Annotated in this window: 13 protein-coding genes; 1 reads left to right on the forward strand and 12 read right to left on the reverse strand. The window is 68.2% G+C overall.

What is annotated here, in order from left to right; all coding sequences use genetic code 11:
* Positions 1-29: 29 nt before the first annotated feature.
* From PE066_RS16450 to PE066_RS16485, 8 genes are all read right to left on the reverse strand, one after another.
* A complete protein-coding gene (locus PE066_RS16450) occupies positions 30-1,271 on the reverse strand; it encodes an anaerobic sulfatase maturase (protein ID WP_271233609.1) in 1,242 nt (413 codons plus the stop codon).
* A 51-nt stretch (positions 1,272-1,322) separates the two neighbouring features.
* On the reverse strand, positions 1,323-2,036 hold the full coding sequence (locus PE066_RS16455) for a Crp/Fnr family transcriptional regulator (RefSeq protein WP_271233610.1): 714 nt from the start codon (positions 2,034-2,036) through the stop codon (positions 1,323-1,325).
* A 146-nt stretch (positions 2,037-2,182) separates the two neighbouring features.
* The gene (locus PE066_RS16460) at positions 2,183-3,037 is read right to left on the reverse strand and encodes a Rossmann-like and DUF2520 domain-containing protein (RefSeq protein WP_271233611.1); all 855 of its coding nucleotides are present in this window, start codon (positions 3,035-3,037) and stop codon (positions 2,183-2,185) included.
* A gap of 10 nt (positions 3,038-3,047) precedes the next feature.
* On the reverse strand, positions 3,048-4,496 hold the full coding sequence (locus PE066_RS16465) for an aldehyde dehydrogenase family protein (RefSeq protein ID WP_271233612.1): 1,449 nt from the start codon (positions 4,494-4,496) through the stop codon (positions 3,048-3,050).
* 11 nt (positions 4,497-4,507) lie between these two features.
* Positions 4,508-5,602 (reverse strand): tartrate dehydrogenase, encoded by a 1,095-nt coding sequence (locus PE066_RS16470; RefSeq protein ID WP_271233613.1) that lies wholly within the window; start codon positions 5,600-5,602, stop codon positions 4,508-4,510.
* 53 nt (positions 5,603-5,655) lie between these two features.
* Positions 5,656-6,510: an NAD(P)-dependent oxidoreductase gene (locus PE066_RS16475; protein WP_271233614.1), complete on the reverse strand. Its 855-nt coding sequence runs from the start codon at positions 6,508-6,510 to the stop codon at positions 5,656-5,658.
* A 222-nt stretch (positions 6,511-6,732) separates the two neighbouring features.
* Positions 6,733-8,241, reverse strand: a complete 1,509-nt coding sequence (locus PE066_RS16480) for a CoA-acylating methylmalonate-semialdehyde dehydrogenase (RefSeq protein WP_271233615.1) — start codon at positions 8,239-8,241, stop codon at positions 6,733-6,735.
* Positions 8,242-8,249: 8 nt separating this feature from the next.
* Positions 8,250-9,608 carry an aspartate aminotransferase family protein gene (locus PE066_RS16485; protein WP_271233616.1) on the reverse strand — a complete coding sequence of 453 codons (1,359 nt, stop codon included), beginning with the start codon at positions 9,606-9,608 and terminating at the stop codon, positions 8,250-8,252.
* A 103-nt stretch (positions 9,609-9,711) separates the two neighbouring features.
* On the opposite strand from PE066_RS16485, the gene PE066_RS16490 reads away from it, so the two are divergent.
* The gene (locus tag PE066_RS16490; RefSeq protein ID WP_271236598.1) at positions 9,712-10,656 is read left to right on the forward strand and encodes a LysR family transcriptional regulator; all 945 of its coding nucleotides are present in this window, start codon (positions 9,712-9,714) and stop codon (positions 10,654-10,656) included.
* Between the two features lie 64 nt (positions 10,657-10,720).
* On the opposite strand, the gene PE066_RS16495 is transcribed toward PE066_RS16490, so the two are convergent.
* From PE066_RS16495 to PE066_RS16510, 4 genes are all read right to left on the reverse strand, one after another.
* Entirely contained in the window at positions 10,721-11,140 is a 420-nt protein-coding gene (locus PE066_RS16495; RefSeq protein WP_271233617.1) for an IclR family transcriptional regulator C-terminal domain-containing protein, read from the reverse strand.
* 305 nt (positions 11,141-11,445) lie between these two features.
* Positions 11,446-12,645: a CaiB/BaiF CoA transferase family protein gene (locus tag PE066_RS16500; protein WP_271233618.1), complete on the reverse strand. Its 1,200-nt coding sequence runs from the start codon at positions 12,643-12,645 to the stop codon at positions 11,446-11,448.
* Positions 12,642-12,863: a biotin/lipoyl-binding carrier protein gene (locus tag PE066_RS16505; protein ID WP_271233619.1), complete on the reverse strand. Its 222-nt coding sequence runs from the start codon at positions 12,861-12,863 to the stop codon at positions 12,642-12,644. The genes PE066_RS16500 and PE066_RS16505 overlap by 4 nt, the downstream gene beginning before the upstream one ends.
* A gap of 64 nt (positions 12,864-12,927) precedes the next feature.
* Positions 12,928-13,587 (reverse strand): GntR family transcriptional regulator, encoded by a 660-nt coding sequence (locus PE066_RS16510; RefSeq protein ID WP_271233620.1) that lies wholly within the window; start codon positions 13,585-13,587, stop codon positions 12,928-12,930.
* Between the last annotated feature and the right edge of the window lie 156 nt (positions 13,588-13,743).

A 13,743-nucleotide genomic window follows, 5' to 3' on the forward strand; every position in this document is an offset into this window, starting at 1 on the left:
CGGAAGGGGCCGTCCGGGGCCAGCCTGCGTCAGGCCGGCCCCGCGTCCTCCATGATCTCGTCGGCGTAGCGGCCGGCGCGCAGCAGGTCCGCCATCTTCTTCATCGGCGCGTCGATGTGCGTGAAGAAGGCCTTGTAGCCGGCGCACAGGTAGTTGAGCCCCGGGTCGCCGTCCGGCGTGCGGATGAAGCGGTTGCGCGGGCACTCGCCGTAGCAGGCGAACAGCACCGGGCATTTCCTGCAGTAGGACGGCAGCGTGTCGAACTTGGCGTCGCCGAAGCGGCGCTGCTGCTCGGAAGCCACCAGCGCTCGCAACGGCTTGTCCTTGATGTTGCCCAGGCGGTGGCGCGGCTCCACGTAGTGGTCGCAGGAGTACACGTCGCCGTTGTGCTCCAGCGCCAGCGACGCGCCGCACCGCGGAGCGACCACGCAGCTGTTGTGCTGGCCCAGCCAGCTGCCCAGCGCGACGTCGAAGGTGGTCACGTAGACGCGGCCGACGTCGCGCCGCACCCATTCGTCGAAGATGGCGATCAGGAAGGCGCCGAACCGGTCGGCCGGAACCGAGCGCGACGTGACCAGCGAGCCTTCCTGCCGGTACAGCGGCCGGTCCTTGCCCTCCATGCCGCCCCAGCCCTGGTTGGCGAGCTGGATGGTCTGCTCCGTGGCCCGCTCCACGATGGGAATCAGCTGGATGTACTGCGCCTTCAGTTCGTCGCGGAAGAAGCGGTACACCTCCAGCGGGTGCCCGGCGTTGCCGGCGTGCACGGTGCACAGGATGTTGACGTCCACGCCGTGGCGCTGCAGGCAGTCCCAGCCCCGGCGCACCTGTTCGAAGCTGCCCCTGCCTCTCTTGTCCACCCGATACAGGTCGTGCAGTGCCGGCGGCCCGTCGAAGCTGATCCCGACCAGGTAGCCGTTCGCCTTGAAGAAAGCCGCCCACTCGTCGTCGATCAGGGTCCCGTTGGTCTGCATGGTGTGCAGCACCTGCTGGTGGGGCTTGCGGTACTTCTGCGCCAATTGCACCGCGCGGCGGTAGAAGTCCAGTCCGCGCAGCATGGGCTCGCCGCCCTGCCACGAGACCTCCACTTGCGGACCTGGCGAGGATTCCATCAGCTGCCGGATGTAGGTCTCCAGCGTGGCTTCGTCCATCAGGTAGCTCTCGTCCGGGTACAGGTTCTCCTTGGACAGGAAGAAGCAATAGGTACAGGACAGGTTGCAGGCCGCTCCCGCGGGCTTGGCGAGAAGGTGATAGTGCCGCTCGTGCGCGTCCATTCCTTGTTCCTGCTGCAATGCGTTTCTCGACCTGTCCGGTTGGGCCACGGGTCAGCCGCCCTCGGTCGGCAGCTCGCACACCACGATGCTGCGGTAGCCGAGCCGGATGAGTCTTTCCTCCTGCAGCTGCTGCAGGCAGGTGCTGAGGTAGGGGCGCGAACTGCCCACCAGGGCGGCCAGTTCCCGTTGCGAGATGCGCACCTCGGTGCCCTGCGGCCCCGGCGCGCCGCGCTGGGTAGCCAGGTACTGCAGGGCCGCGTAGACGCGGTAGGCGACGGAGGTTTGGTGCCCCTCGATGCGCCAATCCATCAGGTTCCAGGACCGCTTGGCCAGCAGCCTGGCAATCTCGGTGGCAACGATCCCGTCGCCTTCCATGAGCGCGAGCAGCGCGCCGGCTTCGAAGTGGATCAGCGTGCAGTCGCCGGCGGCTGTTGCGCAGTAGTGGAACGGCAGCCCGCCGACGGCCGAATAGAGGCAGGCCATCTTGCCCGGCCCGATGTAGGGCCACAGGATTTCCGCGCCGCTGGCCGAGGTCGCGCTCAGGCGCAGTCGCCCGCGCTCGACCAGCAACACGGCGCCGGTCGGTTCACCGGCCCGCTGCACCACGTCGCCGTCGTGCCAGTGCCGCCTCAGGCCGATGCCGGCCAGCGCCGCCTGCGCGTGGTCCGACAACAGGTCGAAGGCGTCCAGGCGCGGCAGCTTCGTCAGCAACCAGCGTGTGTCGGTGAACGACAGGGGCTGGCCGGACCGGTCGTCGTCGTGCAATGGGCGGCCGCCAGGCCGGGGGCTCGCCGCCGACGGGCTCGGGTGGGGGTTTCGGCTCATGTCGCGACGTCGGGAAGGGTTCCCGATTGTCCGCAAACGTGCGCGGAGCCGCGATCGAGCGCGCATTCCGGCGAGGACCGGCGTCCTCACCGGGGCGGCCGCGCCAGGGTCGACTGCTGAACGGCCAGCCGCTGTGCCAGCCGGCTGAGTTCCCGGTACACGACCCCGGCATCGGGATGCCAGCGGGCCACTTCGGCGGCCTGGGCCCGCACCACGTCGAGGTCGCCCCGCGCAGCGGGTCCCGTGATCGCGCGCGGCCCCAGTTTGCTCACGCCTTCCGCGGTCGCGTGCAGCAGCGAGGACTGCATCTTCACCGCCAGGTCCTCCGGTACCCCCGCTTCCGCCCAAGCCTCGCGCGCAATTGCCTGCAGGACCACCGTGAAGTTGTTCGAGAAGACCGCCGCAGCGTGGTACAGCGGCTTGCGCTCGGTCGGCACGTCGAAGCAGACGCCGCCGATCGCCTCGATGACGGGTCGCAGGCGCTCCAGCGCCGGCTCGTCGCCTTCGAGGCCGAACGGCGTGCCCTGGAACTGGGTGACCGCCGCTGCCGGGTCTGCGAAGGTGAAGACCGGGTGGGTGCTGGCGAGATGGAAGCCGAGCTCGCGCAGGGCCGCCAGCTCGGCGGCGGGAAGACAACCGCTGCAGTGGAAGGCGACCGGCGCGCGCGGCGACGCCCGGGCGCGCCCCGCGGCGCTGCCCGCCAGCTCGGCGGCCACCTGGGCGATGCGCGTGTCCGGAACGCTCAGCAGCCACACATCGGCCGGCCGCATGTCGTCCAGCGCCGTGACCGGCCGTCCCGCCTGGATGAAGTCGGCGGCGCGCCCGGCTTCGCCGGCATCGAAGCCCTTGAGGTCCTGCAGCTCGAGGGTTCCGCTGGCGTGGAACAGCCGGCCCAGCGTCTGGCCCACGCGTCCGCAACCGATGATGTTGAGGGTCGCCACGGTGGCTCCGTCAGCCGTGCCGGACAGCGATCGTCTTGAGCACCGTGAACCCGAGCAGCGCCTCGAAGCCCTTCTCGCGGCCGTAGCCGCTGGACTTGACGCCGCCGAACGGCAGTTCCACCCCGCCGGCCGCGCCGTAGTTGTTGACGAACACCTGGCCGCAGCGCAGCTTGCGCGCCAGGCGCAGCTGGCGCGCACCGTCGCGGGTCCAGACGCCCGCCACCAGGCCGAAATCGGTGCCGTTGGCCAGCCGGATGGCCTCCGCCTCGTCCTCGAACGGCATCGCGGCCAGCACGGGGCCGAAGATCTCCTCCTGCGCGAGGCTGTGGCCATGGGGCACGTCGCGCAGCAGGACGGCTTCCTGGTAGAAGCCGGCCGCGGCTGCGTCAGGATGCAGCTCTCCGCAGGCGGCGACCTGGATGCCATCCGCCTCGGCCTTCGCCAGGATGCTCTTGACCAGCTCGTACTGCTTGCGGTTCACCAGCGGGCCCATGTCGAGCTCCAGTGCCGGCGGGCCGGACCGCAGCGCCCGGAAGCTGCGCGCCAGCCGCTCCAGCACCTGCTCGTACACGCTGCTGTGCACCAGCAGGCGGCTGCCGGCGGAACAGGTCTGTCCCGCGTTCTGGACGATCGCGTTGACGATCACCGGCAGCGCCGCGTCCAGGTCGGCATCCTCGAACACGATTTGCGGCGACTTGCCGCCGAGCTCGAGCGTCACCGGGCAATGCCGCCGGGCTGCCGCTTCGCCGACGCGGCGGCCGGTGACCGTCGATCCGGTGAAGGAAATGTGATCGATGCCCCGGTGCTCGGTCAGGGCGGCGCCGGCTTCGTGGCCATAGCCGGTGACGACGTTGATCGCACCGGATGGAAAGCCGATTGCGGCCGCGATCTCGGCCAGCCTCAACACGGACAAGCTGGCGTCCTCGGCGGGTTTGACCACGCAGGCGTTGCCGGCCGCCAGGGATGCGCCGACGGTGCGGCCGAAGATCTGGATCGGATAGTTCCAGGGAATGATGTGGGCAGTGACGCCGTGCGGCTCGCGCACCGTCATCACCATGTAGCCTGCTTCGTAGGGCAGCGTTTCCCCGTGCAGCTTGTCGCACGCTCCGGCGTAGTACTCGAGGTAGCGCGCCAGTGCGACGACGTCGGCCCGGGCCGTCTTCATGGACTTCCCGGTGTCGCTGGCCTCCAGCGCGGCCAGTTCCTCTGCGTGTTCGCTCACGGCCGCGGAGAAGCGGTACAGCAGGCGCCCGCGCTGCGCCGCCGCCAGGGCACCCCACGGACCGTCGAAGGTCTCGCCGATGGCCGAACGGGCGGCAGCGACGGCCGCGTCGACGTCGTGCGCAGTGCCGCGGGCGATCTCGCCGAGGCTGCTGCCGTCACTCGGGTCGATGACCGGAATGAACTCGCCCTCGGCAGGTGCGACCCAGTCATTGGCGATGAAGTGGCTCTTTTGCATGTGCTGCTCCTTCAGGCGGCGGCGCGCGAAACGCACTCCGCGATGGCACGGCCGACGTCCGTCGTGGAGGCGCGGCCGCCCATGTCGGGCGTGCGCGGCCCATCGGTCAGGACGGTTTCGATCGCCTTGACGATCGCGTCCGCGGCTGCCTGGTAGGTGGCGTCGCCCTGGCCGAGATGCTCGAGCATGAGCGCCGCCGACCAGATCTGGCCGATGGGGTTGGCGATGCCCTTGCCGGCGATGTCCGGGGCGGACCCGTGAACCGGCTCGAACAGCGAGGGGTACTTGCGCTCGGGGTTGAGATTGGCCGAGGGCGCGATGCCGATGGTTCCGGTGCATGCCGGCCCGAGGTCGGACAGGATGTCGCCGAACAGGTTGGAGGCGACCACGACGTCGAACCAGTCCGGGTGCTGGACGAAGTGGGCCGTCAGGATGTCGATGTGGAATTTCCGGACGGTGACGTCCGGATACCGGGCGGCCATCTCGGCCAGGCGCTCGTCCCAGAAGGGCATGGTGACCGAGATGCCGTTGCTCTTGGTGGCCGCCACCAGCGACTTGCGTGGCCGCCGCCGCGCGGCCTCGAACGCGTACTTCAGGATGCGGTCGACCCCGGTGCGCGTGAAGATCGACTCCTGGATCGCGATCTCGCGCTCGCTGCCTTCGAAAGCTCGCCCACCGATCGACGAGTACTCGCCTTCCGTGTTCTCGCGCACGATCAGGAAGTCGATGTCCCCGGGATGGCGGTTGGCGAGCGGCGTCGGAACGCCCGGCATCAACCTCGCGGGACGGAGATTGACGTACTGGTCGAAGTCGCGGCGGATCTTGATGAGGGACTCCCAGACCGCGGTATGGTCGGCAACGATGTCGGGTGCACCGACGGCGCCGAAGTAGATCGCGTCGTGTCCGCCGATCTGGTCCTTCCAGTCGGCCGGCATCATGGTCCCGTGCCGCACGAAGTGCTGGCTGCACCACTCGAAATGATCGAAGGACCATTGGATGCCGAACCTGCGGCCTGCCGCGTCCAGGACGCGCAGGCCTTCCGGCACGACCTCGGTCCCGATTCCGTCGCCAGGGATGACGGCAATGCGATGGCGGTTCGAAGGCAAGGTACTTCTTCCTGTTCGTAGCGGGGGGAGGGCGCCGCTCGCGCGGCGCGGGTTCAGGCGGAGGCCGGCCGGGCGGCGCCGAGCAGCGTGACCAGTTCCGGCACCAGGGTCTTCGGACCGCCCTGGGCGACGGCGCTGTCCAGCGTGGCCGCGACGGCGTCGCCCACGCGGCGCGCCGCCTCGGCGTCGCCGGCCATCTGCACGTAGTAACGCAGGTCCTTCAGGGCGTTGGACATGGAGAACTGCAGGCCGGACGCATCGCCGGCCAGCAGATAGGGCTTGAGGCGGTCCAGCGCGACCCCGGCGCCGCCGCCGGAAGCCAGGACGTCGACGAAGACGCCGGCATCGATACCCCCGCGTGCCGCGCAGGCCGCGGCCTCTGCGAGCAGAACAACCGAGCCGATCGAAACGAAGTTGTGCAGCAGCTTCAGGCGGTGGCCGGCGCCCACGGGCCCGACGTGGGTGATGACTTCGGCAAAGGTCCGCAGCAGCGGCATCGCCTTGGCCACCACGGCCTCGTCGCCTCCCACCAGGAGGTTGAGGCGCCCTTCGTGTGCCGCCTGGGCGGTTCGCGTCATGGGCGCGTCGATGAACAGACCGCCCGCCGCCTGCACGGCCAGGGCCATCCGTTCGGTCGATTCCGGGATGGCCGTCGAGCAGTCGATCACCACGCTGCCGGGCCGCAGGCCCTGCAGCACGCCGTCGGCGCCGCCGAGCACCGCCTCGACTTCGGGTGAGCCGGTGACGCACAGGATGATGAAGTCGCTCTGCGCCGCGACCGCCCGAGCGGTTGCCTGCGTCGTCGCGCCGGCCTCGAGCAGGTCAGCGATGGGTTGGTTGCCCGGATGCTCCAGAGCCGTCAGCGCATAGCCGTGCTTCAACACGTTTCGCGCGATTCCGTGACCCATGAGGCCAACGCCGACGATGCCTACCCGTTGCTGCACTCATGCCTCCAAAAGAAGTTGAAGAGAACTGTACGGGGCTCTCGCCGGGTTCAGAAGTTCAATGTCGCGAAGACGGGGTTGCGGAAAACGCAATCCATGGGCCTGAAGCTTGTAGAAGCGGCTGGCGCGCTTCAAGGCGCGAAGGCGCGACGGGGCTTGATGTCGGAGAGCTTGGCATGGACGCACTCACTTGGCCGTCGGCATGGCGAATTCCGCGCCCTTGCCGATGCTCTCCGGCCAGCGCTGCATGATCGACTTCTGCTTGGTGTAGAAGCGCACGCCCTCCTCGCCGTAGGCGTGCATGTCGCCGAACAGGCTTTTTTTCCAGCCGCCGAAGCCGTGCCAGGCCATCGGCACCGGGATCGGCACGTTGATGCCCACCATGCCCACCTGCACCCGGCGCGAGAACTCGCGCGCCACATGGCCGTCGCGCGTGAAGCACGACACGCCGTTGCCGTACTCGTGCGAGTTGATCAGCGCCACCGCTTCGGCCAGGTCCTTGACCCGCACGCAGCCCAGCACCGGGCCGAAGATCTCCTCCTTGTAGATCCGCATGTCCGGCTTGACGTCGTCGAACAGCGTGCCGCCGATCCAGAAGCCGCCCTCGCAGCCGGCGCCCGCCTTGGCGCCCTGGAAGCCGCGGCCATCCACCACCAGCTTGGCGCCCTCGGCGACGCCCTGGCCGATGTAGCCGGCGATGCGCTGCTGCGCGGCGCTGCTGACGATCGGGCCCATCTCGGCATCGAGCTCGACGCCGTTCCTGATCTTCAGCTGCTGGGTGCGCTCGGCCAGCAGCGGCAGGATCTTGTCGGCCGCCTCGCCCACCAGCACGCCCAGCGAGATCGCCATGCAGCGCTCGCCGGCCGAACCGAAGGCCGAGCCGATCAGCGCGTCCACCGCCTGCTCGAGGTCGGCGTCGGGCATCACCACCATGTGGTTCTTGGCGCCGCCCAGCGCCTGCACCCGCTTGCCGTGGCGCGCGCCGGTCTCGTAGATCTTCTGCGCGATCGCGGTGGAGCCGACGAAGGAGATCGCCTGCACATCCGGGTGCTCAAGCAGCGCGTCCACCGCATCCTTGTCGCCCTGCACCACGTTGAACACGCCGTCGGGCAGGCCGGCTTCCTTGAGCAGGCGGGCCATCAGGATCGAGGCGCTCGGATCCAGCGGGCTGGGCTTGAGGATGAAGCTGTTGCCGGCGGCGATGGCCACCGGGTACATCCACATCGGCACCATGCAGGGGAAGTTGAACGGCGTGATGCCGGCCACCACGCCCAGCGGCTGGCGCATCGTCCAGTTGTCCAGGCCGGTGGAGACCTGGTCGGTGTACTGGCCCTTGAGCAGCTGCGGGATGCCGCAGGCGAATTCGACGATGTCGATGCCGCGGCTGACCTCGCCCTGGGCGTCGGTGAACACCTTGCCGTGCTCGGCGGTGATGGCATGCGCCAGTTCGTCGCGGTGCCGGTTCAGCAGCTCCAGGAACTTGAACATGACCCGGGCCCGGCGGATCGGCGGGGTGTCGGCCCAGGCCGGGAAGGCGGCGCGGGCGCTGGCCACGGCGCGGTCCACTTCGGCGGCGCTGGCCAGGGCGACCTTGCCGGTGACGGTGCCGGTGGCGGGGTTGAAGACATCGGCGCTGCGACCGCTGGCGCCGGGCACCGGCGCGCCGTCGATCCAGTGGTGAATGGTGTTGTTCATGCTGTCGTTCATTCGGTTTCCATGAGTGCGTCGCCCAGGGCGTTGATCAGGCGATCAATGTCCTGCTTTTCGACAATGAAGGGCGGCGCCAGCTGGATCGTGTCGCCTCCGTAGCGCACGTAGAAGCCCTTTCGCCAGCAAGCCATGGCGACCTCGAAGGGACGGCGCGCTGGTTCGCCGGGCAGCGGCTCGAGAGTGAGCCCTGCTGCCAGGCCGAAATTGCGGATATCGATCACGTGTCGCTGGCCCTTGAGGCTGTGCACGGCCTGCTCGAAGTAACCGCTCAGCCCCTGAACGCGATCCACGAGGCCGTCGCGCTGAAGCACTTGCAATGCGGCGTTGCCAGCTGCGCACGCGACCGGGTGGGCGGAGTAGGTGTAGCCGTGCGGGAACTCCAGCATGTAGGGGGCCCCGCCCGCGGCCATGAACATATCGTGGATTTCCTTGCTCGCGATCACGGCGCCGAGCGGCTGGGCCCCGTTGGTCACCTGCTTGGCCACGTTCATGATGTCGGGCACGACGCCGAATGCGTCTGCCCCGGTCATGGCGCCGCAGCGGCCGAAGCCCGTGATGACCTCGTCGAAGATCAGCAGGATGTCGTGCGCCGTGCAGATCTCGCGCAGGCGGCGCAGGTAGCCCGCCGGCGGCACGATAACGCCCGCCGAACCGGAGAACGGCTCGACAATCACGGCGGCGATGTTCGATGCATCGTGCAGTGCGATCACGTCCAGCAGGCGGTCGGCCAGTTGCTCGCCGCCTTCCGCGGGCACGCCGCGGCTGAACGCATTGGTGGGCAGCAGGGTATGCGGGAGGTGGTCCGCCTCGACACCCTGACCAAAGGTCTTGCGGTTGGCGACCATCCCGCCGACCGAGATGCCACCGAAGTTGACGCCGTGATACCCCTTTTCGCGACCGATCAGTCGGGTCTTGCCGGCTTGGCCACGGGCGCGCCAGTAGGCCCGGGCCATCTTCAGCGAGGTGTCCGCCGCTTCCGAGCCGGAGCCGGTGAAGAACACGTAGTCCAGGCCCGTCGGCGTGAGCTCGCGCAGCCGATTGGCGAGTTCGAACGAGGCCGGATGCCCGTGCTGGAAGGCGGGCGAGTAGTCGAGGCGAGCAACCTGTCGACTGACGGCCTCCGTGATCTCGGGTCGGCCGTGGCCCAGACCTGAGCACCACAGGCCGGACAGACCGTCAAAGATCTTGCGGCCTTCGTGATCGGTGTAGTACGCGCCGCTGGCCGCCACGATAAGCCGGGGGTCGGCCTTGAACTGTCGGTTTCCGGTGAACGGCATCCAGTGTGCGTCCAGCCAGGCGGCGTCCGTGCGGACGGGCGCAGATTCGGGTGGCAAGTCAATCGTCGCGCTCATGTCGGTCATCCTCGTGGCTCACCTGGGGTGGTGGTCAGGGCCCATTGTTGGCTGGCTGCTGCTCGTACAAAATGAACGAAGATCACCATTTACTTGCGCATTCATGAAAGTGTCGAATCGTCCGCGCGGACGTGCCCTGCTGGGACAACTAAGCGATATGGACCTGCGCTTGCTGCGCGTCTTCAAGGCCGTGGTTGATTGCGGTGGACTGTCGGCGGCCGAACTGGAGTTGAACATCGGCACGTCCACCGTCAGCCGCCACGTCAAGGATCTCGAGACCCGGCTTGGTCTGGTGCTGTGCCGGCGCGGGCGCGCCGGCTTCGCCATCACCCCCGAGGGTCAGCGGATCTACGATGAGACCCTGCGCCTGCTCGCCTCGCTTGATGCCTTCCGATCCAGCGTCGACGACATCCACCTGCGCATGGGGGGACAACTGGAGGTCGCGTTGTTCGACAAGACCGCCACCAACCCCGCCTCGCGAGTGGCCGAGGCGGTTGCTCTCTTCACCCGCGCGGCGCCCGACGTGGACCTCAACATGCACGTGGCGCCGATGCCGGCAATCGAGCGGGGCGTCCTGGACGGGAGTTTCCAGGTCGGCGTGATTCCCGCGCACCGCAGCTCGCGCAGCCTGGCGTATCAGGATCTTTTTGGCGAGACCATGCTGCTCTATTGCGGTGCCGGTCATCCCTTGTTTGACGCCCCGAGTTCCGACCTCACCTGGGTGCGCCTGCGCCAGCATGCCTTCGCCGGGCTCGGCTACCACTCACCCAACATGGAGCTGAGCCACCGGGCGCAATTGCTGCGCAAGGCGACGGGCTTTGATCAGGAGGCGATTGCCACTCTGGTGCTGTCAGGCCGCTACCTGGGGTTCCTGCCCGACCACTACGCGGCAAGCTTCGAGCGGGATGGCCGCCTGCGTGCTGTGCAGCCACGCCGCTTCCGTTACCAATGCCGCTTCATCAGCGTCATGCGGCGGACTCCACAGCCTACACGTGCAGCGCTGTTGTTTGCCCAGTGTTTGCGTGAAGCACATTCAAGTGCCGACTGAAGCGACGAGCGGCACGAGCGGCACGAGCAAACCTCCGGGGGGCCGGTCGCCTGAGGTTTCCGTCTCAGTTCATTGCGAGCTCAAGCTCGAGCCGGCGCACCATGGCCAGCAGGCGAGGCGCGATGTCCTTTTCGATGCGCTCCTTGTTGGGTAGCGGCCCCGACATGACACAGTTGAAGGCAAGAGGCTCATCGAACGGTCCCGCCCGCATCGGGGCGGCCACCGAATAGAGGCCCCGCACGAACTCGTCGGCGACGACGTAGTAGCCCTTCTGCGCAATCGACTTGCGGGCCCGCTCCACGCGAGGCAGCCCGCAAGCGTACGCCGCGGGATCGGCGACCTTCAGCCGGTTCAGCGCCGCCGTGCGTGCCGCCTCGTGCATGCCGCTCACGAGCGCCGGCCCGATCGCACCGACCAAAAGGGTCCTGGAAGCGCCGATGTCGGGGCGCGTCACATGCGACTCGTCAAAGCGGACGCTTTGCACGCAACGCGATCGTTCGCATCGAGGATCCGGATCTCGGCAGCCTTCCTGCTCCTTGTGTCGTGCCGCGCTATTCGGGCAGCCCGCCGGTCTTGCCTCGCAGCGGCCCCGGCGTCGGGGAACATACCGATGACGTGCTGCGGCGCCTGGGGGTCTCGACCTCGAAATGGAGCAGCTGCGCGCCCTCGGCGCGATATGGCGGTCGCCGGTGCGCGCTTTCGAGCCGGATGGCCTGCTCGAAAGTGAGACCGGTTGCCTTACCCGCAGCATTCAAAGGAGGCGCGCAGGCCAGCGCGCCACCTGCGCCTTCAGCCGCAGTAGATCACCCCAGCCTGCGCCAGGGCTTCGATCTCGGTCTCGGGGGCCTGCGCCAGCTCGCGCAGCACCGTCGCCGTGTCCTGCCCGATCCGGTGGCCGGGCCAGCGGATGGAACCCGGCGTGGCCGACATGCGCGGCACCACGCCGGCGAGCGTGACCTCGCCGATATCCTCGTCCTCGACCTGCTGCAGCATCTGCCGCGCCGCATAGTGCGGGTCGGCGAAGATGTCCTGCATGGTGAAGACGCGGCTGGCCGGCACCTCGGCCTGCTGCAGGATGCGCTCCAGTTCCGGAAGATCCTTGCCGCGGGTCCAGGCGGTGATGATCTCGTCCAGCGCGTCCTCATGCGCGTTGCGCACCGACTGGGTCGCATAGTGCGGATCTTCTGCCAGCCCGGGCTGGCCCATTGCCCCGCACAGCCGTCGGAACACGCTGTCCGCCAGCGCCGCGATGTGGATGTGCTTCGCGTCGCGCGTCGGGTACAGCGTGTTGGGTGCGCTGTTCGGCAGGCGCGGGCCGGTGCGCGTGCTCATCTTGCCCAGCTTGCCGTAGGCCGGCACGTAACTTTCCATGAAGCTGAAGGCCGATTCGGTCAGCGCCGTGTCGATGCACTGCCCCTGGCCGGTGCGCTCGCGGTGCAGCAAGGCCATGGTCGTGCCGAAGGCCGAGTAGACGCCGGCGATGTAGTCGGTCAGCGGCACGGCCACCCGGGCCGGCGGCCGGTCCGGGTCGCCGATCATCTCGCGCAGGCCGCTCACGGCCTCGCCGATCACGCCGTAGCCGGGGCGGCCGGCGTAGGGGCCGTCCTGCCCGTAGCCGCTGATGCGGGTCAGGATGAGCTCGGGCCGCACCGCGCACAGCGCTTCGTAGGACAAGCCCCAGCGCTCCAGCGTGCCTGGGCGGAAGTTCTCCACCACGGCGTCGAAGGCCGGCAGCATGCGCAGCAGCACCGAGCGGCCCTCGGGGCGGCGCAGGTCGATGGAGGCGATCCGCTTGTTGCGCGCGATGCTGGCGGCGTAGAGGGACTTGCCCTGGTACTGCTCGCCCAGGTGGCGGATCGGGTCGCCCTCGGCCGGCTCGATCTTGACCACCTCGGCGCCGAAATCGGCCAGCAGCCGGGTGCAGAAGGGACCGGCGGCGGTGGAGCCCAGCTCCAGGACGCGGTAGCCGGCCAGTGGTCCGGCGGTCACGTCTCGATGACGGCGACCACCTGGCCTTCGGAGACCGGCTCGCCTTCCTTCACCCGCACCTCCTTCACCGTGCCGCCCGCATCCGCGACGACCGGGATCTCCATCTTCATCGATTCCAGCACCATGATCGGTTCGTCCTCGGCCACCGCATCGCCCGGGTTCTTGACGAGTTTCCAGAGCGAACCGGTGATTTCCGATTTGATTTCGCGAAGTGCCATGTCTTGCTGTCTCCTAGTGGTTGGGGAAGGGGGAAGGGGGAAGGGGGAAGGGGGAAGGGGGCGCTCAGAGGACGAACTGCTGGAAGCGCTTGAGGGTGGCGATGGCGCTGCGGATGTTTTCGCGCCGCAGCAGCTCGGCCTCTTCGGCATCGCCCTTGCGCATGGCCATCACCACCGCGCGGTGCTCCAGCAAGGCCTGGGCCATGCGGCCCGGCAGGATCTGCACGCGGCGGCCGATCAGGCGGATCTTCTCAAGCATCCCGTCCAGCATGCCGGCCAGCACCGGGTTGCCGGCCGCCGCAATGATGTCGCCTCGCAGGCGCTCGTACTGGCCGAAGTAGGCCTCGATTTCGCCGTTCTCGACGTAGCGCTGCATCGGTCCGCCCGGGCCGAGCTGGTCGACCCAGTACTGCCATGACTCCGGCGGCGTGTTGAGCGTGGCCAGCCGCACCGCCATGCCTTCGAGCGCCTCCCGCACGTCGTAGATCGAAAAGATCTCACTGAGCTCCAGCCGCGCCACGACCGCGCCGCGGTTCGGCTCGCGGCGGATCAGTCCGCGCAGCTCCAGTTCGGTCAGCACCTCCCGCACGCGGGTGCGCGACACGCCGAATTCGTCGGCGAGCTCGCTCTCCACCAGCTTGGCGCCAGGGGGGATGAGGTGGTTGGCGATGCGCTCGCGGATCACCTGGACGATGTCCGGCTCGGTGGTTTCTGTCGTTGCCATGGTTCGGATTCCCGATGTTGGCTTTCAAGTATCAACGAGCGTTAGTGTACTGTTTTGTGAACAATCAAAGCAGACAAAATGAAAAACGAGATGGTTGACAATCATGATCACTGAATAGTAGACTGAGTTGAAGACGACGCACTTTCGACGTCGTTG

Origin of the sequence: Ramlibacter tataouinensis (assembly GCF_027941915.1) — a bacterium.
GTDB classification, from domain to species: domain Bacteria; phylum Pseudomonadota; class Gammaproteobacteria; order Burkholderiales; family Burkholderiaceae_C; genus Ramlibacter; species Ramlibacter tataouinensis_C.

Coding starts and splice junctions, on each gene's coding strand:
- PE066_RS16450 (WP_271233609.1), bottom strand. CDS start 1,271: ATGGACGCGCACGAGCGGCACTATCACCTTCTCGCCAAGCCCGCGGGA.
- PE066_RS16465 (WP_271233612.1), bottom strand. CDS start 4,496: ATGCAAAAGAGCCACTTCATCGCCAATGACTGGGTCGCACCTGCCGAG.
- PE066_RS16475 (WP_271233614.1), bottom strand. CDS start 6,510: ATGGGTCACGGAATCGCGCGAAACGTGTTGAAGCACGGCTATGCGCTG.
- PE066_RS16480 (WP_271233615.1), bottom strand. CDS start 8,241: ATGAACAACACCATTCACCACTGGATCGACGGCGCGCCGGTGCCCGGC.
- PE066_RS16485 (WP_271233616.1), bottom strand. CDS start 9,608: ATGAGCGCGACGATTGACTTGCCACCCGAATCTGCGCCCGTCCGCACG.
- PE066_RS16490 (WP_271236598.1), top strand. CDS start 9,712: ATGAAAGTGTCGAATCGTCCGCGCGGACGTGCCCTGCTGGGACAACTA.
- PE066_RS16505 (WP_271233619.1), bottom strand. CDS start 12,863: ATGGCACTTCGCGAAATCAAATCGGAAATCACCGGTTCGCTCTGGAAA.
- PE066_RS16510 (WP_271233620.1), bottom strand. CDS start 13,587: ATGGCAACGACAGAAACCACCGAGCCGGACATCGTCCAGGTGATCCGC.